The organism is Paenibacillus sp. J31P316, assembly GCF_056269105.1.
In genome coordinates this window covers 228,228-249,882 of sequence record NZ_JBWDNI010000004.1, presented here as the reverse complement: position 1 = coordinate 249,882, position 21,655 = coordinate 228,228, and the positions used below count along the sequence as shown (strand labels likewise).

Below are 21,655 nucleotides of genomic sequence, written 5' to 3'. Positions count from 1 at the left end.
TGTTCATTTATGTCTTATTTAACAAGGGTTAAACGAATGTGAAATAATTATGACCAAGAGTACAATATATTGATTTCTTTGTTTTCATACGCTATAACTAAACGTAGAGATCACCCATGCAAGAGGAGGAAGAAAAGATGACCGAACGGTTCATACGCGGCCTTGCCCGCGCGAAATGGATGATTCTGCTGGGATGGCTGGCGATCGCCGCCGTTTCCATGCTGGCGCTGCCCGACTTGGCAAGCATCGTCCGCCAGACGGAGCAAAAATTCATTCCGGCCGACTCCGAGTCCGTCGTAGCCAAGAGCATGCTCGATCGGATCAATCCCGAAACGACGACCAAGTCGAGCGCGATATTGGTGTATGCGCGGGATGGCGGCTTGACGGACGAAGACCGGACCTGGCTGAAAGCCAAGGCAGCCGAGCTCGCCGGGCTTAGCGGCAAGGACGGCTTCAAATCCGTTCAGTCGGCCTACGAGACGCCTGAGCTTGCTTCCAAGTTCCGCAGCCAGGACGGCACGACCGAAATGATTATCGTCGGCTTCTCCGGAACCGACAACGACGCGGTGACCCAAGACGCGGTCGATTCGCTGAACGAGCGGATCAAAGGAGCGCCCGCGGGCAGCAAAGTGGAGCTGACAGGCAGCGCGCCGATCGGCAAGGACTTCCAGCAGAGTTCCGCGGACGGCCTCAAGAAGACGGAATTGCTCACCGTCGGACTCGTCCTCATCATTCTGCTTATCGTCTTCCGGTCCCCTGTCGCGCCGTTCATCCCGCTCATCACGATCGGCATTTCGCTCGTCATCACGAGAGGCCTCGTCGCCGCGGCGACTCACTGGGGAATGCCGGTGTCGTCGTTTACCGAGTCGTTCCTGATCGCAGTCATGTTCGGGGCGGGAACGGACTACTGCATCCTGCTCATTCAGCGTTTCCGCGAGGAGCTGAGCCGCGACGGCGATAAGGTCGAAGCGCTCGTGCGTACGTTGCGCACCGTCGGCAAGACGGTCGCCTTCTCCGCCAGCACCGTGTTCGTCGCGTTCTTCCTCATTGGCTTCGCCCAGTTCGGCCTGTATCAATCCGCCGTAGGCGTCTCCATCGGCGTTGCCGTTACGCTCATCGCAGGATTGACGTTGACGCCGGCGCTGCTCATGATGTTCGGCCAAGCGACGTTCTGGCCGTCCAGGGTCGCAAGCGGCCAAGGGCACGGAGAATCCAAGCTATGGGGAGCGATGGCCGCGCTCGCCGCTCGCAGACCTGTCGCGATTCTGCTCGTGACGGTCATTCTGCTGGCGCCGCTTACCCTGCTCTATCACAATAAGCGTTCCTTCGACGATCTGGCTGAAATCAGCCCTAATCTCGGCTCCGTTCAAGGCTTCCGGCAGGTCGAACATTCCTTCGGGTCCGGGGAGGTATTCCCGCTCTCCGTCGCGATTGCCTCGGACGCTTCCATGCGCACGCCGGAGGCACTGGCGGCCATGGAGACGGCCAGCGCCAGCTTGGCTTCGCTGAGCGGCGTCAAGGAAGTGCGCAGCGCGGTCCGGCCGCTCGGCGCTCAGCTGGCCGACCTGACGGTATCCGGTCAATTGACCCAAACCTCGCGGGCGCTGCAGCAGCTCAAGGATGGCGTCGATAAGGTGGCCGGTGGCCTCCGCGACGCCGAAACCTCCGTCGCCAGCGGACAGGGCGACGTCGATAAGCTCGCAGGCGGCCTGCGCACGATGGCTTCCAAGACGAAGGAAGCGCAGGCCGGCTTGAATCAAATTCACAGCGGCCTGCAGCAGGCTTCCAAAGGTGCCGGTCAGCTGGCCGGCGGACTCTCGCAGAGCGCCGCCGTATCCTCTTCTTTGCGCACGGACTTGAACGCGCTGCTGAAGAGTCATCCGGAGCTGAAGGATGAAGCGGTCGTGAAGCAGCTTCTCGGCAAACAGCAGGCCCTCGAGGGCAGCTTAAAGCAGCTCGAAGGCGGCGCCGATCAACTATCGGCCAGCTTCTCGCAGTTGACCCCCGGCGTCTCGAAAGCCGCGGGCGGCCTTGGGCAGCTGGCTGCGGGCCAGACCGACGCGGCTGCTGGCGCCGTCAAGCTTGGCGGCGGACTGAAAGAACTGACGAGCGGCCTAAGCGCGGGAGCCAGCGGGCTCGGCGATGTCTCGAACGGCCTGACGCAGGTGAAGCAAGCGACGGCCTCGATCGGAGACAGCCAGATCCCCGGCTGGAACTTGCCGCAGTCCGCGCTGGAGAGTCCCGAGCTGCAGCAGGCGCTGGACTATTATATTTCCACGGACGGCAAAACCGCGAAGCTCGATGTCGTGCTCGCCGTCAATCCGTATTCGCCCGAAGCGCAGGATACCGTCGGCCAAATCCGCGATACGCTGCGCAGCAGCTTGGGCGGAAGCTCCCTGGCAGGCGCGAACGTGTATATTTCCGGTACCTCCGCGCAGATCACGGAGTTGAAGGCGATTTCGAAGAGCGACTTCGTGCGGACGGGCGCTTTCGTCCTGATCGGTATTTTCATCGTCCTGCTGATCATGCTTCGTTCCATTCTGGCGCCGCTCTACCTGCTGCTCTCGCTCGGATTCAACTTCCTCGTGACGATGGGGATCGTGGAATTCATATTCGTGAAGCTGCTGGGCAAGGAAGGCTTGTCTTGGAGCGCATCGTTCTTCATCTTCCTCATCATCGTCGCGCTCGGCGTCGACTACAGCATCTTCCTCATGGCGCGCTTCAAGGAAGAATACCGCCCCGGCGGCATTACGCAAGCCATGACGAAGGCGATGTCCACGACCGGCGGCGTCATCGTGTCGGCAGCGATCATCATGGGCGGCACGTTCGCCGCGCTCATGATGTCAGGCGTGAACACGCTGCTGCAGATCGGAGCGGGCATCGTAATCGGGCTCATTCTGTACGCATTCGTATTCATGGGACTCGTCGTTCCGGCGATAACGAATTTAGTCGGCGAAGCCAATTGGTGGCCGTTCCGCCGGATGCAGCATGAAACAGATGGCCGCGAAGCGAAGCGCGAGCGTGCTTTGAAGCCTGCCGACGGCACGGAATAGTCGGCTGCAACGAAGAAGGAGCTGTCCTAAGCGGAATCGCTTAGAACAGCTCCTTTTGGTATGCCTGCATGGTTTGGTATCCCTTGAATGCTTTTAAGAATTAACCATCTATGAAGCCGTTATTCCATGATATCGCGTGCTGCATGCCGGGTATGCGAGATGAGCTCCGCCAGCTCCAGATGCTGCACATACTCGAGCGCGCTTCTCGTCTCCTCCGAAATCTTGCCGCTCTCCTGCAGCGACACCAACGAAGTGAAGGCGCTGGCGTTCCAGCGAGCTTGACGCGCGATCGCAGCCAAGCCGTCGCGAATCGCGCCATCCGGTACGTCGTTCAATATGGTGCTGTTCCGCACCCAGTCCGCGGCCCGGTCCTGCAGCTTCTGCATCGCCGGATGCGAGCCGGCCATATGGAACCAGTAGTTCGCATTGGAGAAGTCGCCTTCCATCCGGTGCATGATGCCATGCCAATAACAGCCTGTCGGATCATCCTCGATTTCCTGGGAATACGAATGCGAAGCGTCGAGGTTTTCATTGAGCAGATGCAGCCCAGCCTTCAGTGCGATATGCGTCGGCCGCGCGCTGGGCGGAAGCTTGGCAATTCGCCCATCCAATTCTGCGTCCCACGCTTGCTTCGGCATAAGCGCCTGCAGTGTCTGCCGGGATTCCAATCGTTCCACGATTTGCTCCAAATCATTGTTCATGCTGCAACCGCCCCTTCCGGCGTCATCGCGCCAGCTGTAATTAGTATGCAAATCGTTAAGCATGCAGAAAGCCAAGACAGAAAATCCCCGCCGTAATGAGTACGGAGGCCAGCAATCGGCGCGTCCCCTGCCGCTCTCGAAGCACCGCGACGGCCAGCACGGTTCCGAATACCGTCCCGATCTCCCGCATCGGCGCAAGCACCGCGAGCGGCGCGCCGTGCTGGGCATACAAGAACAGGATGTAGCCGGTCGGCGCAAGCACGGAGGCTGCGAGAATCCAGCCTTTGTTCATCTTCCACTCCGATCGCAGCGCCGCAGGACGATAAGCCACGAACGAAAGGGCGATGAAGTTGCCGATATTCGTCACCTCGTTAAGAAACGGCGGCTCGACGTAAGCCAGAGCCTGCCGGTCCACAAGCGTGTACGCCGCGATGCAGAGACCGACGGCCAACGCATAGCCGGTAACCGCCGGACTTGCCGACAAGCGTACTCCGTTGATCGTCGCGATCCCTGCCAGAATGAACAAGATGCCGACCCATCCGTAGATCGACAGCGATTCGTGAAACCAAGCGACGCTGATGAGCGGGACGAGCAACGGACTCGTACCCCGCATGATCGGATAGGCCTGCGAGAGATCACCGACGGTGTAAGATCGAGCAAGCAGCAGGCAGTAGCAGCCGTGGATGACGGCCGAAGCGAATAGGAGGAGAGAGGATTCTATTGTAATGGATGCGTCCTTGCAATTCAATATCGCCCAGGGCATGAATACAACGATCGGGATAAGCTGGCAGTACCAGAGGAAGACATTTTTGTCCGCGCTCGATTTCGTCATCAGGTTCCAGGAGGCATGGAATAAGCCCGACAGAATAACAAGCGCGATCGATGAAGCAGCTATGCTCAACCTTACCACCTTCTTCCCCGTGCATGCAGCGCAGCCTAGCATCTCATGTGATTTTTATCACAACCATATTCTGGATTGTACGTCCTCGCCCACAACCTGTCAACGCTGGCTTTTAGTACCCTGGGAACGACAAAGCCGTGCAGAGCGTATCTGCACGGCTTGCTTGATTTATCCGTATGGACCGCGCGGGTGGAAGCCCAGCAGCCGAGTAAGCCGCGGATTATCCTTCGCCCCGTCGATGGTCGACTGCGGCATGACATAGTTGACGAACGGATAGAACCGCTGCGACACCCAGCGCCGGCCGTACGTGACCTGCTGCACCATGCGCACCCGGTCGCTCTCGTTCTTGGCGCCCCTATGCCAGGTTTGGCCGTTGAACAGCAGCATGTCGCCTTTCTTCGCGAGAATCGATACGGGTCCAACGCCGTTGTAATACGGCTTTTCCTTCGGCGACGCCGGTTCCCTGCCGCTCCGGTGGCTGCCCGGCACCAGCTGGGTCGGGCCCATATCCTCGGTCACGTCCTGCAAATAATACATGGCGCTGAACATAAAGCAAGGCATCTGAATACGCGGATCCAACTCGACGCCCTCCGGAATCTCGAAAAACAAATCCTCGTCGACATGCCAGAAATCGATGCCCGTGCCCGGCTTCGTGTACAAGCCGTTGTTCGAAAACATATGGCAGTTCTTCCCCAGCACCGCCTCGGCGAACGCAACGGCCTCCGGCCGGTCGATCATCCGCAGGAAGCTGTCGCCGCGCTCGAACATTTTGGTTCTCAGCGTGTCGCCGTAACCGTCATGCGGCTTCTCCGTGAACTCCCGCTCGAATTCGATGCGATAGGCGTCCACGAATTCCTCGCTCAATACGTTCCTGACGAGCGTAAAGCCGTTGCGGAAAAACTCTTCCTTATGAAACTCCAAATCGAATGCGCTTGGATTGGCCGCTGCCGCTTGTTCCGTACTCATGCGCTTTCCCATCTCCCTGCAGGCTATTATTCGGTTCGCGTACAGTCCCGCCGGCTGCTCATTCCAGGCGCGCGGCAGATCTGATATAGTTAGCTTAACGCATCCTATATCTCGCGGAATTGGACGATTTGACGAAAGACTGGGACTTTTTGACGGACTGGGGGCTGCCGAGTGGACCACTACGTGAACGAGCAGTTCATGGATAACCGCGCATTTCCGTTCCGGGCCTTTCGGGCGCCGGTCGGTCAGGATTACGATCTTCATATTCATGACTTCGTCGAAATCATTTATGTCACGGAAGGCCATGGCATCCATCTCTTCCAAGACCGGGAGCTGCCGATTCGCGAAGGGGATATCTTCATCATCCACCGGCATGTTCCGCACGGTTACCGCCGGCTGCCGGATACGCCCTTGACGGTCAACAACGTCATTTTCGATCCGTATTATTTCGAGCAGGAGCTCTCGCATCTGGCAGGCGTCAACGGCTTCATCGACTTCTACTACCTGGAACCGTTCCTTCAAGGGCAGGCGCGCGTCGGCACCTTCATGAACCTCAGCAAGCTGGAGCGCAGCCAAGCCATCGCCATCCTGGACAGCCTCGTCCGAGAGGACACGGACCGCGAGTCTAATTACGAGCTGATGGTGCGCACGCATCTGCTGCAGCTGTTCATCTATCTCAGCCGGTGTTATGAACGTTCCGCGCAGAAGCCGATGGCCCGCATGGACAACGAAGCGGCTTTGTTCAGAACCGTATGCGCTTTCACGAAGCAGCATTACGCCCAGCCGCTGAGCCTTCAGCAGATCAGCGAGCTCTGCAACCTCAGCCAATCGACGTTCACGACCAAATTCAAGCAGCAGATCGGCATGACGTTCATTGAATTCCGCAATCGCATTCGGCTGCTCGAGGCGAAGAAACTGCTGGAGACCTCCCCTGCCAAAATTACCGCCATCTCGCTCGAGGTCGGATTCGAGGATCTCAGCTTCTTCAATCGGATGTTCAAACGCGAATTCGGCTTGACGCCGAGCGCATACCGGTCTCACTTCCGCAGCCGGCTGCCGCAATCCGGGGAGCTGCCGTTCTCGGACGTTTTATCCGAGACTGCAACCGACGCGGAGGCTCTAGCACAGACACTGACACATGCGTTCCGATCCGGGCCAGCGCCCCATAATTAAAAAAAAGCTCCCGAGCCGCAACGGCTCGGGAGCTTTACTATTGGTTAAGCCTGTCGCTTGCGACGAGGCTTATTTGCTGTGCAGCACTTCCGGCGTCGTCAGCTTGTCGTAGAAGTCGACCGCTTTGTCCCTGTCGTCGGATTCGCGAAGCGCCATAGCGGAACGAGGGTGTTCATCCAGCATTCCCGTGATCATGTAGGGGATGATGTAGCCCCACTCTTCTTTCTCGCGAAGCGGAATCATGTATTTCTCGATCATGTCCAGCACCGGACGCACGTTGTACTTCGTGTTCTTCAAATGCGCGACGAGCAGCTCGGTCGGGCAGTTGCCTGCCGCGCGGCCCATGCCGTACACGGAAGCATCAAGGAACTCGACGCCCTTGTCCACGGAAATAAGCGTGTTCGCGAATGCCAGCTGCATGTTGTTATGCGTATGCACGCCAAGGCGTTTGCTCGGCAGATGCTTCTGGAATTTGCTGACGAGGTAGTCGAAATCCTTCGGATCCAGGCTGCCGTAGGAGTCCACGACGTACACTACGTCGACAACGCTCGCTTCGATCAGCTCGAACGCTTCCAGCAATTGATTCTCCATGACGTTGGAGAGGGCCATGATGTTAAGCGTCGTCTCGTAACCGCGGGAATGGAATACGTTCACGAGCTCGAGCGCCTTCTCGACGTCCTGAATGTAGCAGGCAACGCGGATCAGGTCCAGCAGGCTTTCCTCGCGCGGCAGGATGTCGTTCTCGTCCACGCGGCCGATGTCCACGAGCGCCGACAGCTTCGTGTTCAGCTTATGCGGAATGACTTTGCGCAGGAAGTCGTCGTCCAGGAAACGCCAAGGTCCCGCGGATTCGGCGCCTTTAAGCAGCTTCGGCGAGTTTTTGTACCCGATTTCCATATATTCCACGCCGGCTTCGTTCAATGTATGGTACAGATGCTGAACGAATTCGACACTGAAATCCCAGTTATTAACGAGGCCGCCGTCACGGATCGTGCAGTCGACGATTTTGCAATTGCTGTTGTTTTTTGCGTTCATGTACGTGTACTCCTTTGGCCCATACTTTTCTTTTCATCATACTTGAAATCTGCCATGAACGCAAAAAAAATTTTGTCGCTTTAAAGCGTATCAGTGCCCGACAACCGCGCCGCAATCGACTTCCGTTCCCAAGCCGTGCCCACTCATCCCTATTCGCAGATCGTCGAAAGGGAGGCGCCCCGGTTTTGCTCATTGTGTCGAAGCGTGTCAGACGGCTGTCTTCGGGCTGTTCTGCAAGCGTGGAATTCCGCCTTAAAGCGACAAAACAAATTCGATAAAATTGGTAATAAATCCCTAAACAATAGCCGATCAACTCGGACCTCTGCCCCATATTACCTCACAATGCCTGTGAAGTCCTAGCGCAAAAATGGCGCTTGACGCACGGTTGACCCGAATGTCTTATAACGATATATTACGAATATTACAAATTAGGCATTCTTTAGTACAGCCAGCCCGGGTGAATGCTGTATTCCCCGTCAGGGAATATAAATCAATCACCTCCATGCCTCTGAATTCGCCAAACCGAATCGGTTATCGACACTTAAGATGTAAGCGCATACTTTATCGCCAGAGCCACGTTCATTTGAATATCCGTTCTTTTGGTGAAGCATCCCTCCCGGGGATCTTTCATAGCTGTATCACTCCAAACTAAGGGGGCTTATTATCGCTGCAGCAGATGCTTGCCGCCAGTCGCAAGCAGTTGGAAACACAAATCAAGAGGAGGATGAACATGTATCAGATGCGTCATCGGAAAACGTGGAAGCTGGGAAGGCTGTCTGTCCTTTTGCTTATGATCGTAAGCTTGATTGCGGGATGCTCCTCCAATTCATCCAACGAGAATAACGGGAATACCGGGAATACCGCTAATACGGCCGATAATGACGGCGGCAATGCAGGCAGCACCAGCGGCAAGACGCTGAGCTTCAGCTACCTCCGGCCGACCTGGGGTCCCGCAACATACACGAAGAACGGCGCCTATGAGAAAGAATTGTTCAAACAAGCCAATGTCAACATCGATGTTCGGATCATTCCCGTCGTCGACTACGATTCCACGATCAAGACGACCGCCGCTTCCGGCGACATGCCCGACGCCGTCTGGGCCACGGGTCCGGTCGATCCGTTCTGGAAGGATCTGCAGGACCAGGATGCCTTCACGAAGCTCAACGATCTGCTCGACAAATACCCTGCCGTCAAGTCCGCGGTTCCGGACGGCATCTGGGACAAGATGAAGGACGACAAAGGCGACATCTACTTCATCCCGAACCTGATCTACCCGGTCGTGCCGTTCTTCATCAACTACCGGGCCGATATTTTCGAGAAGCTTGGCATCGCCGAGCCGACGTCCATCGCCGAACTCGAGGCCGCGCTGCAGAAGATCAAGGAAAGCGAACCCGGCATCGTGCCGATGACGCATGGCAACACCATTGCTTTCTGGGCAGGCAAGGATGCGGCGACCTCCTTCGGGGACGCTTACGGCTGGGCGCCGTCGAAGGACGATCCCAACAAGCTGCTGCCGCCGGAAATGCAGGATGAACACTTGAACTACATGTTCTGGCTGCAGGATCTGAAGAAGAAAGGCCTGTTCGACGAAGAAGCCGGCGTCAACCCGGACGCCTCGTTCGGCGAAACGAAGTTCAAGGCCGGCAAGGCAGCCGTTATCCTCGGCGGCAACCTGCAGTCGCTGCTCCCCGAGCTGCGGAAGGCGGACCCGAAAGCCACGATCAAGACGATGTCCCCGCTTGCGGGCTTGGACGGACAGAAAGGCGGCACGCGCGTCGTATTCCCGCAGGACCGCGGCTTCTACATCAACAAGAAGGCGGAGGGCAAAGCTGACCAAATCTTCCAGTTCCTTAACTGGTCGCTCACCGACGGCTCCGACTTCCGCAGATACGGTATCGAGGGCAAAACGTACACGGTGGACGATCAAGGCAGGAAGGTGCCGATTCCCGACGACGAACGCGAAAGCGATTACAAGTCGTCCCAAATCGAACCGCTCCGCTTCCTCGACCCGATGAGCGAGAAGCTGGACTGGCAAGCGATCGAGCTGCAGTTCGCCGGCGGCGGGATGCAGGATCAATTCGCCTACTACAAGAGCATGTTCGAGAAGTACGCCGCGACGCCGTACAACGACTATAAGGATCCGACCGTCACGTCCCCGACCGGCGCGAAGATCGGCGCGCAGATTTGGGAGGATTACATGGCCAAGGTCAGCGGCAGCATCCTGACGGACATGAAGCTCACCAAGGACGATTACATCAAGGCGCGGCAGAAGTGGCTGGATGCCGGCGAGCAAAAAATCATCGACGAAGTGAACGAGCTGCAAAAGGATAAATCGGAGCCGAATTACGTCGACTGATCCAGTCGGGCGGGCAAGGCGGCCTATAGCGGGCTGTCTTGTCCCTTTTCCGAAGAGTGCACCAGAAAGGAATGAGTGATGTGGGTAAACGGATTTGGCAATCGCGTTACATCTACCTGCTGATCTTGCCGACGATTGCGTATTTCGCCGTCTTCACGTATACGCCGTTCTATGGCATTACGATCGCATTCAAGGATTTCAAGATCATGTCGGGCATCATGCATAGTCCCTGGGTCGGCTTCGAGCATTTCCGATCGATGTTCAACTCGGAGAAGTTCCCGGAGCTGCTGAAGAATACGATTATCATCAGTTTGTACCGGCTCGTCTTCGGCTTCCCGGTTCCGATCCTGTTCGCGTTGCTGCTGAATGAGGTGAGGCATCTGTGGTTCAAACGGATCGTGCAGACGGTCACGTACTTCCCGCACTTCCTATCGTGGGTCGTATTCGGCGGCATCATTTACAATTTCATCGGCCCGAGCGGCATCATCAATCTGCTGTTGGTGAATGCCGGTCTCGACAAGTTCAACTTCACGACCAACGAAGACGTGTTCCGCACGGTCATCGTCATCACGGCGATCATGAAAGAGTTCGGCTGGGGCGCCATTATTTATTTGGCGGCACTCTCCGGCATCGACGGCCAGCTGTACGAAGCGGCCAAGATCGACGGCGCGGGAAAAATGCGGCAGATCTGGCACGTTACGCTGCCGGGCATCCGGCCGATTATCGCCCTTCTCTTCTGTCTGCAGCTGGCCGGCATTCTGGATGCGGGCTTCGATCAAATCTTTATTTTCCTCAACCCGGCTGTCTACGATGTCGGCGATATTATCGACACCTATGTGTATCGGCTTGGGCTCCTGCAGTCGCAGTTCGAGCTGGCTACGGCCGTCGGCCTGTTCAAGGGAATTATCGGCGTCATCCTGATCGTCAGCGCGAATACCGTCATACGCAGGATGGGGGAGAAATCGCTATGGTAGAACAAACCGCAAGTTTGGACCATGTGGCCGAGAAAGAGAAGGACCTAGCAGCAGTCAGCAATAAGCTCGACGCCAATCCCGCTTGGGCGCAGACGATCATTTATGTCATCCTCATCGCCGCGGGGCTCGTGACGCTGCTGCCGATCGTCAACGTCTGGGCGGTTTCGCTCAGCGAGGCGCATGCCGTGTACAGCGATCCGATGATGCTGTGGCCGAAATCGTTTACGCTGGAGGCGTACAAATATATTTTCCACACGAGCGTGTTGATGAAGTCGTTCGGCATTACGGTGTTCGTCGCCGTCGTCGGCACGTTCCTTAATCTCGTGTTCACGGCAACGGGTGCGTACGGCTTGTCCAAGACGCACATCCCGGGCCACCGCTTCCTGCTGTGGCTGGTCATTATCCCGATGCTGTTCGGCGCGGGACTCATTCCGATGTACATCCTGCTGAAGAATCTGGGCTTGATGAACAGCGTCTGGGTGCTTATCCTGCCTCAGCTGGTCGCGCCGTTCAATCTCATCCTGATGCGGAATTTCTTCTGGAGCATCCCGGAGAGCTTGGAGGAATCCGCGCGAATCGACGGCGCTTCCGAGATGCGCGTTCTATGGAGCCTGATTCTCCCGCTGTCCAAGCCCGTCATTGCCACGGTCGGTCTGTTCTACGCGGTCGGCCACTGGAACGACTTCTTCAACGCGCTGTTCTTCATCACCGACAACAGCAAATGGCCGCTCCAAATGGTGCTGCGTTCGATCGTCATCGACTTCAACATGCTGAACATGGGCAGCCAGAACACCAGCACGCTGAACGACAGCAGCCGGATGGTCGTGCAGCCCGAGAACATCAAGGCGGCGACGATCATTTTCGCCATCGTGCCGATTCTGATCGTGTATCCGTTTCTGCAGAAGTATTTCGTCAAGGGCATCATGCTTGGATCCGTCAAAGGTTAACGCGATTCGGAGTCTATGACTGGAGGGAACGAACAATGAAGATAACCGAGGTACAGACGACGACTGAGGAAATATTGGCGCACTATCAGGCTTATGGCTATGCGGTCATCCCGGACGCCCTGTCGGCAGAGGAGCTGGATTACTTGAACCGGCTTGTCGAGAGCGACATGGTCTCCGATCCGGACAGCTGGCATAAGCCGATCGAAGGGGCCGTCGGCAACGGCAGCCTGCTCATGAAATACCCGGGCGAGATGGACGCGTTCATCCGGCATCGCACGCTGTTCCCTCTCATTCAAGAGGTGCTGCTGGGCGAAGCCAGGTATGCCCAGTTCGATTTTCGGGACATTACGATGGAACGGGCAAGCAGCAGCCAGATGGGCTTTCATCGCGACATCAGCTGGTACGGCTCGACGGTCGGCGGGAAGATCTGGGATCCGGAGAACCCCTATAAGAGCACGTATGCCTGCGTTATTTATTATTTAAAGGACGTGCACGAATGCTGCCCCGCATTCTGCATCGTACCTTCCAGCCACGAATACAGCTCGCTTGCGGAAGCCAAGGCCGGCTTGGGGGATCAATACCGGGAAGTTCCGATTCGTGGAAAAGCGGGAACGGCGATTCTGTACAATATTACGACCTACCATACGCGCAACGGCGGCAAGCCGGAATGCACGCACGGCAGGCGGACGATGCACAATTACCACTCCCGGACGACGAGCGCGCCGCTCACGAACTGGGCTACCGTGCCGGAGGAATTGGCGCTGAGCGACGACAAGGACACTCGGCTGTTCTACTCGCAATGGACGCCGAATCAGATCAAATACGCACGGGATCATTACGCGAAGCCGGTGCCTTCGTATTATCCGGTGAACGCGATTAAGTAGCTCTATTAGGAAAGAAGCCGTCTCCCGAGTACTGCGGGACGACGGCTTTGCTTATTCCGCAATGAAATTACGCTTGGTCGCCACGATGATGTCGTTCAGGTTGTCGCTCTGCTTCGCCAGCATGAAAGCCAAGTCCGATGACCTGTGGATGAGCGAATGCTGCTCTTGCGCGCACCCTTCCGCGGTCACGACGCTTCTCGTCAGTTCGGCCGACAACTCCGATATGTCGTTCAAGGTTACGCTGAACTGCTGCGTGCTTGCCGACATCTGCCGCGATGCGCCGGAGATGTGATGCATCCTCTCCGCTACCGCCTGCACGGAACGCAGGATTTGCTCGAATGCATCGCCGGCTCTCGCGACGGCTTGCTCGCCGCTGCTCACTTCGTCGATCACGCGACTCATGGACGTCATGGATATCCGGTTGTTCTCTTGCATTTCCTGCACGAGAAGCGCGATCCGCTGAGCAGATTCGGTCGTTTGCTCCGAGAGCTGGCGCACCTCGGCCGAGACCACGGCAAAGCCTCTGCCGTGGTCACCCGCCCGCGCCGCTTCGATGGCGGCGTTCAGCGCCAGCAGGTTGGTTCGCGACGCAATATCGGTAATCAGGCCGATAATATCGTCGATTTCCCGGGAGCGTTCGCCAAGCTGCCGGATCGTGGCAGCCGAATCGCGCACGGCGCGGCTCATGGCCTGCATTTGGGCGACCGCTGTCTGGACGGACGCATTGCCGCCTTCGGCTTGGCGCGCGACTTCCTCGGAGTAGCTTGACGTGGCGGCAGCCGTCTCCGCGATCGTCAGCATGTCCTTCAACATCTCCGCAACCGCTTCCCGGCTCACGCGGGCGCCATGCTCTTGGCGGTGAGAGGCCTGGTCCGCATGCTCCATCGATTGGATGGCTTGTGCCGCAAGCAACCTCAGCGATTCGGAATTGCCGGTCAGTTCTTTGGCATTCATGCGCACTTGATCGGAGGTTTCGGTCATGGTCGCGACGATTCGGTTGACGGCTTCATGGATCTTGCGCTCCTGCGCGCCCTCCAATCTCGACACGAAGCTTCTGCGGGTCATGATTTGGTAGGTCACGGCGCCGATGAAGAGAATCACGAATACGAGGTGAATGCAAACCATGCCGAAGGAATAATCATTCGTGCCGTAGACCAGCCGGGGGAAGTACAGGAAGCCGAGCAGATGTTGAAGGGAGAAGAGGACGGTGCTCGTCAGGAGCAGCAGGATTCGCTCGTAATATAGAATGACCGCCAGCACCATGAAGATCGAGAAATGATATTCAACCATGCCTTGACCGGCCATGATGACCGCCATGCTTCCGAACGTCAGCGACAGGGAAAGCAGGAGTGCCGAAGGCTTGCCGTGCTGAATGCGCATACATAGCAAAGCGCCGAGAAAGAAAAGAATCGGAAGCGCCAAGAAAAGCAGGTTTGAATTCGTCATTGAAGCGTCGCCGGGCATGGCGTGACTTCCATGCTGCGGCATGAATTCGGTAAAGCCGTGGAGCGCTTGCACCGCCACCATCAAGATCAACGTACCTAATGCGATCCATCTCATGACGCGATTCTTCTCGATCAACAATGTGTATCCTCCTCCATAGTTAAAAGAAAGAGCCCATCCAATAAGGATGGACTCCTTATTTACAAAGATAACCCGTCTACCATGGCGCCGCATCGAAATGCGTTACTTTAGGCCTCGGCTTTGCGTCCCGCTGTTTCCAACGGTTTGCCTTTTGCTCATGTAAATGGTCCTTGAAATAATGGAAAACTTGCGAACATTGTCATTATATAGGGAATTTGTCGCACTGCATAGTAAATATTTGTAAAATTTTAAGGAATTTTCGTCTAAACCATCGCGTCCGCGCGCACGACCTCGTCGAATTTCTCGGCCGTGATCAGCCCGCTCCGAATGGCGGCTTCGCGCAGCGTCAACCCTTCCTTGTGAGCCGTCTTCGCGATCGTCGCCGCGTTCTCGTAGCCGATATGCGGATTGAGCGCCGTCACGAGCATGAGCGACTCATTGAGCAGCCGCGTAATCGCCTCGCGGTTCGGCTCGATGCCGACGGCGCAGTGCTCGTCGAACGAGCGCATGGCGTCGCCCAGCAGCCGCGCGGACTGCAGGAAGTTGTGGATGATGACCGGCTTGAACACGTTCAGCTCGAAATTGCCTTGGCTCGCGGCGAAGCCGATCGCAGCGTCGTTGCCCATGACCTGGCAGACGACCATCGTCATCGCCTCGCACTGGGTCGGATTCACCTTGCCTGGCATGATGGAGCTGCCCGGCTCGTTCTCGGGAATCCGCAGCTCGCCGATGCCGCAGCGCGGACCGCTCGCCAGCCAGCGAACGTCGTTGGCGATCTTCATAAGGTCTGCCGCCAGCGCCTTGAAGGCGCCGTGCACGAAGACGATTTCGTCATGGCTCGTCAAGGCGTGGAACTTATTCGGCGCGCTGACGAAACGCTTGCCCGTCATGCCGCCGATCGCTTCGGCGACCTTCTCTCCGAAGCCCGGCGGCGCGTTCAGCCCCGTGCCGACGGCCGTGCCGCCGATCGCGAGCTCGCGGAGCTCTTCGCGGGCGATGCCGATGTTCCGCTCGGCCTTCTCGAGCATGCGGACCCAGCCGCTGATTTCTTGGCCGAGCGTGAGCGGCGTCGCGTCCTGCAAATGCGTACGGCCGATTTTGATGATATCGGCGAATGCCTTGCTCTTCTCCGCGAGCGTAGCCTTCAGCTGCGCTATCGCCGGCAAAACCGTATCCTCGACGGCGATCAGCGCCGCCACGTGCATGGCGGTCGGGAAGGTGTCGTTGGAGCTTTGCGAGCGGTTGACGTCGTCGTTGGGATGCACCTTGGCGCCGGCATCCTCGGCGCTGCCGCCCGCCAGCAGCTGGCCTGCCCGGCGCGCAATCACTTCGTTGACGTTCATGTTCGACTGCGTGCCGCTCCCGGTCTGCCAGACGGCGAGCGGGAATTCTCCGTCCCATTGGCCTGCGATGATTTCATCCGCCGCGGCCGCAATGGCGCCTGCCTTGGCTTCGTCCAGCTTGCCCAGCCCGCCGTTGACGGACGCCGCCGCCTTCTTCAAATACGCGAAAGCCTGAATGAGCTCGCGCGGCATTTTCTCCGTGCCGATCTTGAAGTTATGGAGACTGCGTTCGGTCTGCGCCCCCCACAGCCGATTCGCGTCGACTTTGATTTCGCCCATGGAGTCTTTCTCAATGCGATATTCCATCATGCCTTGCCCCTTCCTGTGGTTCAAGTTTCAGGCTGCGTGCACTGCTTATGTTTCGAACGCAATCTATGTCTATTATTCAAGTAAAGAGGCGATGCATGAATCATCATGCGCCGCCTCTAGTTATGATTTCCTATTCATGGTCATGCGATACGGCTGAATTCAGTTGGAATCCGGCCTACGCCGGAAAATGCGTCCTAAGCTCGTCCGGGATCGGCCGGCTCGTTCGCGTCTCCGCATCCATCGTAACGCACGTGACGAGCGCATCCGCGCATCGTTCCCCTGCCTGATTCACGACTTCCTGCTTCAATATGTAGCTCGTGCGCCCCGCCCGTTCTGCTTCCGTCGTGATGATGAGCCGGTCCCCTTGTCTGCATTCTCGGCGGTAATTGATGTTGATGTTCACCGTCACCGTTTGGATGCCCATCGCAAGAAACGTCTCGTACGCGAGCCCCGACCGCTCATACCATTCCTCGCGGCCCCATTCCAAATACTCCAGGTACTTGGCGTTGTTCACATGTCCGTTGACATCGATTTCCGTCGAACGGACGACGATCTCTAGACTAACGCTGCCGATGCCATTCACTCTCCTTCGCGGGGATGCGGCGTTTAACTTTCCGATTGACTGATCCTATGGTAGCGCTCCGGCCTGCCCATGTCAAAACGCCGACCCGCTTACAAAAAAAGTTGCACGAAAGGCAACCATACAGAAGCCAAAACCCGGCTTAACCCGGTTTTAGATCTGAGATGTTGTACTTCCTGCAACGATGAAAGTTTTACGATAGATTTATTGATCGGCGTCCATCCGCATCGCCTGCCCGCCTAACGGAAGGGCGGACGTATTCGTCCTGCTCAGCAGGCGCTCTACCGCAAAGACCGAGCCGAGCACGGCAACCAGACCCGCCAGCGAAGCTGCCACGGAGACCGGCGTCACCCATAGGACCGCAGGATGCGTCAAGAAGGGGATAAGCGCCACGGCAATGATCGGCGGCGCGTTCAGCTTCATCGTCCGGACGAACCAAATCGCAAAGAGCGTGCAGACGAACAACGACACCATGCCGCTGTTGACGGTATACGCCAGCGTGCCGACGGTCGAAGAAATCACCGCGCCGCAGGCGATGCCGATCAGCTCTTTCATTTTCGGCGACCTGGTGATGAAGAGGAAGCCGAAGGCCCCAAGCGTCGGGAAAAACATCATATGCATGCCGGACGAATGCGAGGACAGCCAATAGATGAACATGATATATAAACCTAAGCCAACGGATCTGATAAACATGATGTCCTACCTTTCTCCAACTGGAATAGCCATTCACAAACCTTACATGACATAGCAGCTTTCAAGAGTTTAGATCAGTTCGGCGGCTGCGTCAATATTAAAATCGCACCAGCTTGGCGATAAGTCCGAATGAAAAGCCGTGACAAACCTCCGCGTCCTTTGTATCATAAAAATGGAATAATTCGACAAGAAAGGTGCTGAAAGGATGAAGTGGATTCGTTTTAGATTCATCGCCTTGCTGGCAGCTCTCCTCATGCTCGTGCCTTTCTCGCAGGCAGCGGCCGAGGGAGAGAAGATTACGTACGCGTTTGACCGAATCGAGGTCGTCTATGCGGCCGAATTCACGATGTATCCCAATGCCGCCGCGCAAGATCATTGGCTATCCCAAATCGCCGGCGGACCGGACAAGCCGATTCAAATTCTGTATGGAATCCTGCACCTCTATAATGGAGACCAGTATACCGACGAGCAATTTATCAAAATGTCGGGCGAAGCCGGATCGGAGCGATTCCTGAGCAATTCGCAGAGCAACGAATACTACGATGCTGCTTATACGCTCAAACGGTCGACCTCCATACAGTTCTGGTCCGGCAAGAAGCTTGACGGCGAGAACGTCGTGAAGGATTTTAGCGAGCCGCTGAAGTCGGTCACGCTCGTCCAATCGTTCGATCCGCAGGGACAACTGACGGGGTTCAATCTCCATGTTCAGCCGCTAATCTTACCGGGCAGCGAATGGAACTCCCCCTCCGGCTATGTCGGTTCCTACACGTCCGATCCTAACAGTCTTCAAAATACCGGCGAATTAAACGGCAAACCTGTTGATTCCCAGCCGGAAGTGCCCGTGGCGGACGAGCCTGCGCCTGGGCAGGACAAGCCGGAGCAGGAGCCGCAGCCGGAGCAGCCCCCAGTTAACGAGCCGGCCCCCGGGCAGGACAAGCCGAATCCGGATCAGTCTCAACAGAAGCCGGCGGAGCAGTCCAATACAGAGGGGATTCAGCCATGATGAAGAAAACTTCTGCAATCTGCATGCTGCTGGCGATATTCACGCTCATCACCTCTTCGGTATTTGCCGGGTCGGACAGTCGCGTGAAGCAGGCCGACGTCTTAAAGCAGCTGGGCTTGTTCACGGGTACGGAACAGGGCTACCAGCTGGAGGACACCTTTACCCGCGCGCAAGGAACCGCCATGCTGCTTCGCTTATCCGGCGAGGAAGCGGACGCGGTCAAGGCGGGAGGGAAGCCTGCTTTCGCGGATGTGGCCAGCTCCAATTGGGCCGCCGCCTCCATCGCTTATGCCGTCAAGAAGGGGTATGTGAAAGGCGTTAGCGCTACTGCTTTCGCTCCCGCGCGTCCGATGTCGGGCAACGAATTCTTGACGCTGCTCAATCGGCTGCTCGGCGCCAAAGACGCCGTTCCTGCCAATGCGGCCGAGCTGTCGCAAAAGAACGGTCTTCTGCAAGCGGAAGCGGCCTCAAGGCTGACCGCTGCCACCCCGTTCCTGCGAGGCGATATGATCGAAGCCGCTTATGCCGCGCTGCTCGCCCATCCAGCCGGCAGCAAACTTACGCTGCTTCAGACGCTCGTCGAAGTCAAGGGAGCGGTTACGGCTGCGAACGCCGCGGCAAGCGGCCTTTATGCGCCTCCATCCGCGGGGGCGACGGATGCGCCGGACTTTTACACGCCGAAGCCGGGAACCGATCCGCTCGATGCGATGGAGGAAGCCATTCAGCAGAAGCTCGACGGGAAATAGGTGGCTTGTCCCGAGTAAGCACCAATTCGCAACAAAAAAAGGGATGGAGCAGAGCAAATGCCTGCGCCATCCCTTTACTATTTCTTCTACCACTCCGCGAACGAACCGTCCTCGTACGCCAATCTCGGCGTATCCCAATCGCCGCCGTAGCTGCGCTCGATCAGCGCTTCCTCGTTGATCTCGATGCCGAGTCCGGGACCTTGCGGAACGGCAATATTGCCGCCTTCGATCCGGAACGGCTGCTTCAGGTAGCCTTCGCCAAGATCCCATTTCTCCGCCATGGACGGGTGCTCCTGGATGAGGAAATTCGGCGTGCAGGCGTCGAGCTGCAGACAGGAGGCCAGCGAGATCGGGCCGAGCGGATTATGCGGCGCGACGGAGGCGTAATGCACCTCGGCCATCGCGGCGATTTTGCGTCCCTCGAAGATGCCCCCGGCATGGCAAAGGTCCGGCTGCACGATGGCGACTGCCCCCTTCTCGAGCACCTCGCGGAAGCCCCAACGCGTGAACAGACGCTCGCCCGTCGCGATCGGAATGCTCGTCGACTGCGCGACGCGCAGCAGCGCATCCACGTTCTCCGGCAGGCAAGGCTCCTCGATGAACATCGGATAATACGTCTCCAGCGCAGCCGCGAGCCGGATGGACATCGCCGGACTGACGCGCCCGTGGAAATCGATGGCGATGTCGAGCCCGCTGCCCGCCGCTTCGCGGATCGCCGCGAACTTCGAGGTTACGCCTTCCACGAAAGCGAGCGTGTCCACCTGCCGCACCGGCGCGTCGACGCCGATCTTGATCGCGGTGAATCCCGCTTCCATCCGCTTCTTCGCGTTGGCTGCGATCTCATCCGGCGTCGCTCCTCCGCAGTGGCTGTACATGCGGATCGTCTCGCGGCATTTGCCGCCGAGCATCTCGTAGACGGGCATGTTGTAGAACTTGCCCTTGATGTCCCACAACGCCTGCTCGATGCCGCTGATCGCGCTCACCAGCACCGGGCCGCCGCGGTAAAACGTGCCCCGGTACATGACTTGCCAATGATGCTCGATGCGCATCGGATCCTGGCCGATCAAATACCGCTTCAGTTCTTCGACCGCGGTCGCGACGGTGAGCGCACGACCTTCGACAATCGGCTCTCCCCATCCGCAGATTCCCTCGTCCGTCTCAATCTTCAGAAATAGCCAGCGCGGTTTCACATGGTACAGCTTCATATCGGTGATTTTCATAACGCTTCGTCTCCTCCTGCATCTTGGTACTGTAATCGACCATGCTCGGTTCGTATGACTCGCGGAATTTAAGCGCACTCGGGTTGGTTGGCAGAATAAATGCGTTTTTGCAGTTATTTACTGGCCCAATCGGTTCATGCGTGGAAATAACTGCAGTTATGCATCTATTTCCACGCTTTTGTTCGATAGCTGACGATAGAATGTAAAATAAGTGCTCATTTGCAGTTATTTGCTCTAAGAGCTCGTTTGAGGACGAAATAAGCGCACATTTGCAGTTATTAGTTAGAAATGGCGGAACAGCCCTAGCCCTTATCGGCCCATACCGGCAGCAGCGAGCCGCCGTCCATGTACATCGTCGTTCCCGTCATGTAGCCTGCATGCTCGGACGAGAGGAAAACGGCAGCCTCGCCGACTTCCGCCGTCGTCGCGAAGCGGCCAAGCGGAATGCGCGAAGACACGTTGGCGATACCCGCGCGCATGCGTTCGTCCTTGGGCTCGCCGAGCAGCGTATAGCCCGGGGCGATTCCGACGACGCGGATGCCATAGCTCGCGAGGTCAAGCGCCATGTTCTTCGTCAGCTTGTTGACTGCCGCTTTCGCCGCGGCGTATACCGTCGCGTTAGACCACGTACCTTCCGCATGGTTGGAACTGATATGGATGAGAACGCCCTTCGTTCCCAGTTCCGCCATGATGCGCGCCGCGCGCTGCGAGCAGAAGTACAGTCCTCTCAGATCGGTATTCATGACTTCGTCGAACAGCTCCGGCGTCGTCTCCAGAAACGGCCGCATCCGCGTAATGCCGGAATTCGCCACGTGAACGTCCAGCCGGTCGAACGAAGCGCGGAAGCCGGCGTACAGACGATCCACGCCTTCGATCGTCGAGATATCCGCCTGCACCGCCTCCGATCGGAGTCCCATCGCGCGAATTTCCGCTACGACGGCTTCGGCCCCTTCCGCGCTGCGGTTGTAATTGACGCACACGTCATACCCCGCCCGGGCAAAAGCCAGCGCAATGCCTCTGCCGATGCCTCTGCCCGATCCGGTCACCAATGCCACTTTGCGTTCCACCTGTATCCCTCATTTCCATGAAGTCTTCCTTGCTTATTTAATTCTTCGCTTCACGATGCTTTCTTCCTTCTTCGCCTCGCTGCGAATCCGCCGGAAGGGAACCAGCAACACTCGCCATCA

The 21,655-nt window shown here is 57.4% G+C and carries 18 protein-coding genes and 1 riboswitch; of the genes, 8 read left to right on the top strand and 10 right to left on the bottom strand.

The window, feature by feature from the left end; genetic code table 11:
- The first annotated feature begins 137 nt into the window (after positions 1–137).
- Complete coding sequence (locus AC0YNU_RS16535; protein WP_475758425.1) at positions 138–3,053, top strand: MMPL family transporter; 2,916 nt, start codon at positions 138–140, stop codon at positions 3,051–3,053.
- A 119-nt stretch (positions 3,054–3,172) separates the two neighbouring features.
- Here AC0YNU_RS16535 and AC0YNU_RS16530 read toward each other — a convergent pair whose 3' ends face one another.
- The 3 genes from AC0YNU_RS16530 to AC0YNU_RS16520 all read right to left on the bottom strand — a co-directional run bounded on the left by AC0YNU_RS16530 (position 3,173) and on the right by AC0YNU_RS16520 (position 5,621).
- Positions 3,173–3,754: a hypothetical protein gene (locus AC0YNU_RS16530; protein ID WP_475758423.1), complete on the bottom strand. Its 582-nt coding sequence runs from the start codon at positions 3,752–3,754 to the stop codon at positions 3,173–3,175.
- A gap of 55 nt (positions 3,755–3,809) precedes the next feature.
- Positions 3,810–4,655: an EamA family transporter gene (locus AC0YNU_RS16525; RefSeq protein WP_475758420.1), complete on the bottom strand. Its 846-nt coding sequence runs from the start codon at positions 4,653–4,655 to the stop codon at positions 3,810–3,812.
- A 168-nt stretch (positions 4,656–4,823) separates the two neighbouring features.
- Positions 4,824–5,621 (bottom strand): phytanoyl-CoA dioxygenase family protein, encoded by a 798-nt coding sequence (locus tag AC0YNU_RS16520; RefSeq protein ID WP_475758418.1) that lies wholly within the window; start codon positions 5,619–5,621, stop codon positions 4,824–4,826.
- Between the two features lie 171 nt (positions 5,622–5,792).
- On the opposite strand from AC0YNU_RS16520, the gene AC0YNU_RS16515 reads away from it, so the two are divergent.
- Entirely contained in the window at positions 5,793–6,794 is a 1,002-nt protein-coding gene (locus AC0YNU_RS16515; RefSeq protein ID WP_475758416.1) for a helix-turn-helix domain-containing protein, read from the top strand.
- A gap of 69 nt (positions 6,795–6,863) precedes the next feature.
- Here AC0YNU_RS16515 and AC0YNU_RS16510 read toward each other — a convergent pair whose 3' ends face one another.
- Positions 6,864–7,829, bottom strand: a complete 966-nt coding sequence (locus tag AC0YNU_RS16510; protein ID WP_475758414.1) for an aldolase catalytic domain-containing protein — start codon at positions 7,827–7,829, stop codon at positions 6,864–6,866.
- Between the two features lie 730 nt (positions 7,830–8,559).
- Here AC0YNU_RS16510 and AC0YNU_RS16505 point away from each other — a divergent pair.
- The 4 genes from AC0YNU_RS16505 to AC0YNU_RS16490 all read left to right on the top strand — a co-directional run bounded on the left by AC0YNU_RS16505 (position 8,560) and on the right by AC0YNU_RS16490 (position 12,990).
- Positions 8,560–10,185 carry a type 2 periplasmic-binding domain-containing protein gene (locus AC0YNU_RS16505; protein WP_475758412.1) on the top strand — a complete coding sequence of 542 codons (1,626 nt, stop codon included), beginning with the start codon at positions 8,560–8,562 and terminating at the stop codon, positions 10,183–10,185.
- 71 nt (positions 10,186–10,256) lie between these two features.
- Complete coding sequence (locus AC0YNU_RS16500; RefSeq protein WP_475758410.1) at positions 10,257–11,159, top strand: ABC transporter permease; 903 nt, start codon at positions 10,257–10,259, stop codon at positions 11,157–11,159.
- Positions 11,153–12,106, top strand: a complete 954-nt coding sequence (locus tag AC0YNU_RS16495; RefSeq protein ID WP_475758408.1) for a carbohydrate ABC transporter permease — start codon at positions 11,153–11,155, stop codon at positions 12,104–12,106. Before AC0YNU_RS16500 ends, AC0YNU_RS16495 begins: the two co-directional genes overlap by 7 nt.
- Before the next feature lie 35 nt (positions 12,107–12,141).
- The gene (locus AC0YNU_RS16490) at positions 12,142–12,990 is read left to right on the top strand and encodes a phytanoyl-CoA dioxygenase family protein (protein ID WP_475758406.1); all 849 of its coding nucleotides are present in this window, start codon (positions 12,142–12,144) and stop codon (positions 12,988–12,990) included.
- 51 nt (positions 12,991–13,041) lie between these two features.
- On the opposite strand, the gene AC0YNU_RS16485 is transcribed toward AC0YNU_RS16490, so the two are convergent.
- The 4 genes from AC0YNU_RS16485 to AC0YNU_RS16470 form a co-directional block, all read right to left on the bottom strand.
- Positions 13,042–14,571, bottom strand: a complete 1,530-nt coding sequence (locus AC0YNU_RS16485) for a methyl-accepting chemotaxis protein (protein WP_475758404.1) — start codon at positions 14,569–14,571, stop codon at positions 13,042–13,044.
- 66 nt (positions 14,572–14,637) lie between these two features.
- Positions 14,638–14,733, bottom strand: a riboswitch (cyclic di-GMP riboswitch).
- Between the two features lie 104 nt (positions 14,734–14,837).
- Positions 14,838–16,223 (bottom strand): class II fumarate hydratase, encoded by a 1,386-nt coding sequence (gene fumC / locus AC0YNU_RS16480; RefSeq protein ID WP_475758875.1) that lies wholly within the window; start codon positions 16,221–16,223, stop codon positions 14,838–14,840.
- Positions 16,224–16,401: 178 nt separating this feature from the next.
- Complete coding sequence (locus tag AC0YNU_RS16475; protein ID WP_475758402.1) at positions 16,402–16,809, bottom strand: acyl-CoA thioesterase; 408 nt, start codon at positions 16,807–16,809, stop codon at positions 16,402–16,404.
- A gap of 201 nt (positions 16,810–17,010) precedes the next feature.
- Positions 17,011–17,499 (bottom strand): hypothetical protein, encoded by a 489-nt coding sequence (locus AC0YNU_RS16470; RefSeq protein WP_475758400.1) that lies wholly within the window; start codon positions 17,497–17,499, stop codon positions 17,011–17,013.
- A gap of 205 nt (positions 17,500–17,704) precedes the next feature.
- Between AC0YNU_RS16470 and AC0YNU_RS16465 the strand changes: the two genes are divergently transcribed.
- Both AC0YNU_RS16465 and AC0YNU_RS16460 read left to right on the top strand, forming a co-directional pair.
- Positions 17,705–18,502, top strand: a complete 798-nt coding sequence (locus AC0YNU_RS16465) for a hypothetical protein (RefSeq protein ID WP_475758398.1) — start codon at positions 17,705–17,707, stop codon at positions 18,500–18,502.
- Entirely contained in the window at positions 18,499–19,248 is a 750-nt protein-coding gene (locus AC0YNU_RS16460; protein WP_475758396.1) for an S-layer homology domain-containing protein, read from the top strand. Before AC0YNU_RS16465 ends, AC0YNU_RS16460 begins: the two co-directional genes overlap by 4 nt.
- Positions 19,249–19,334: 86 nt before the next feature.
- Here the strand turns inward: AC0YNU_RS16460 and dgoD are convergent, their stop codons facing one another.
- Entirely contained in the window at positions 19,335–20,468 is a 1,134-nt protein-coding gene (gene dgoD, locus AC0YNU_RS16455; protein WP_475758394.1) for a galactonate dehydratase, read from the bottom strand.
- A gap of 302 nt (positions 20,469–20,770) precedes the next feature.
- Positions 20,771–21,535, bottom strand: coding sequence for an SDR family NAD(P)-dependent oxidoreductase (locus AC0YNU_RS16450; protein ID WP_475758392.1), 765 nt, complete (start codon positions 21,533–21,535; stop codon positions 20,771–20,773).
- Positions 21,536–21,655 lie beyond the last annotated feature (120 nt).

Coding starts and splice junctions, on each gene's coding strand:
- AC0YNU_RS16510 (WP_475758414.1), bottom strand. CDS start 7,829: ATGAACGCAAAAAACAACAGCAATTGCAAAATCGTCGACTGCACGATC.
- fumC (WP_475758875.1), bottom strand. CDS start 16,223: ATGGAATATCGCATTGAGAAAGACTCCATGGGCGAAATCAAAGTCGAC.
- AC0YNU_RS16490 (WP_475758406.1), top strand. CDS start 12,142: ATGAAGATAACCGAGGTACAGACGACGACTGAGGAAATATTGGCGCAC.
- AC0YNU_RS16460 (WP_475758396.1), top strand. CDS start 18,499: ATGATGAAGAAAACTTCTGCAATCTGCATGCTGCTGGCGATATTCACG.
- AC0YNU_RS16470 (WP_475758400.1), bottom strand. CDS start 17,499: ATGTTTATCAGATCCGTTGGCTTAGGTTTATATATCATGTTCATCTAT.
- AC0YNU_RS16535 (WP_475758425.1), top strand. CDS start 138: ATGACCGAACGGTTCATACGCGGCCTTGCCCGCGCGAAATGGATGATT.
- AC0YNU_RS16465 (WP_475758398.1), top strand. CDS start 17,705: ATGAAGTGGATTCGTTTTAGATTCATCGCCTTGCTGGCAGCTCTCCTC.
- AC0YNU_RS16505 (WP_475758412.1), top strand. CDS start 8,560: ATGTATCAGATGCGTCATCGGAAAACGTGGAAGCTGGGAAGGCTGTCT.
- AC0YNU_RS16500 (WP_475758410.1), top strand. CDS start 10,257: ATGAGTGATGTGGGTAAACGGATTTGGCAATCGCGTTACATCTACCTG.
- dgoD (WP_475758394.1), bottom strand. CDS start 20,468: ATGAAAATCACCGATATGAAGCTGTACCATGTGAAACCGCGCTGGCTA.
- AC0YNU_RS16495 (WP_475758408.1), top strand. CDS start 11,153: ATGGTAGAACAAACCGCAAGTTTGGACCATGTGGCCGAGAAAGAGAAG.
- AC0YNU_RS16530 (WP_475758423.1), bottom strand. CDS start 3,754: ATGAACAATGATTTGGAGCAAATCGTGGAACGATTGGAATCCCGGCAG.
- AC0YNU_RS16520 (WP_475758418.1), bottom strand. CDS start 5,621: ATGAGTACGGAACAAGCGGCAGCGGCCAATCCAAGCGCATTCGATTTG.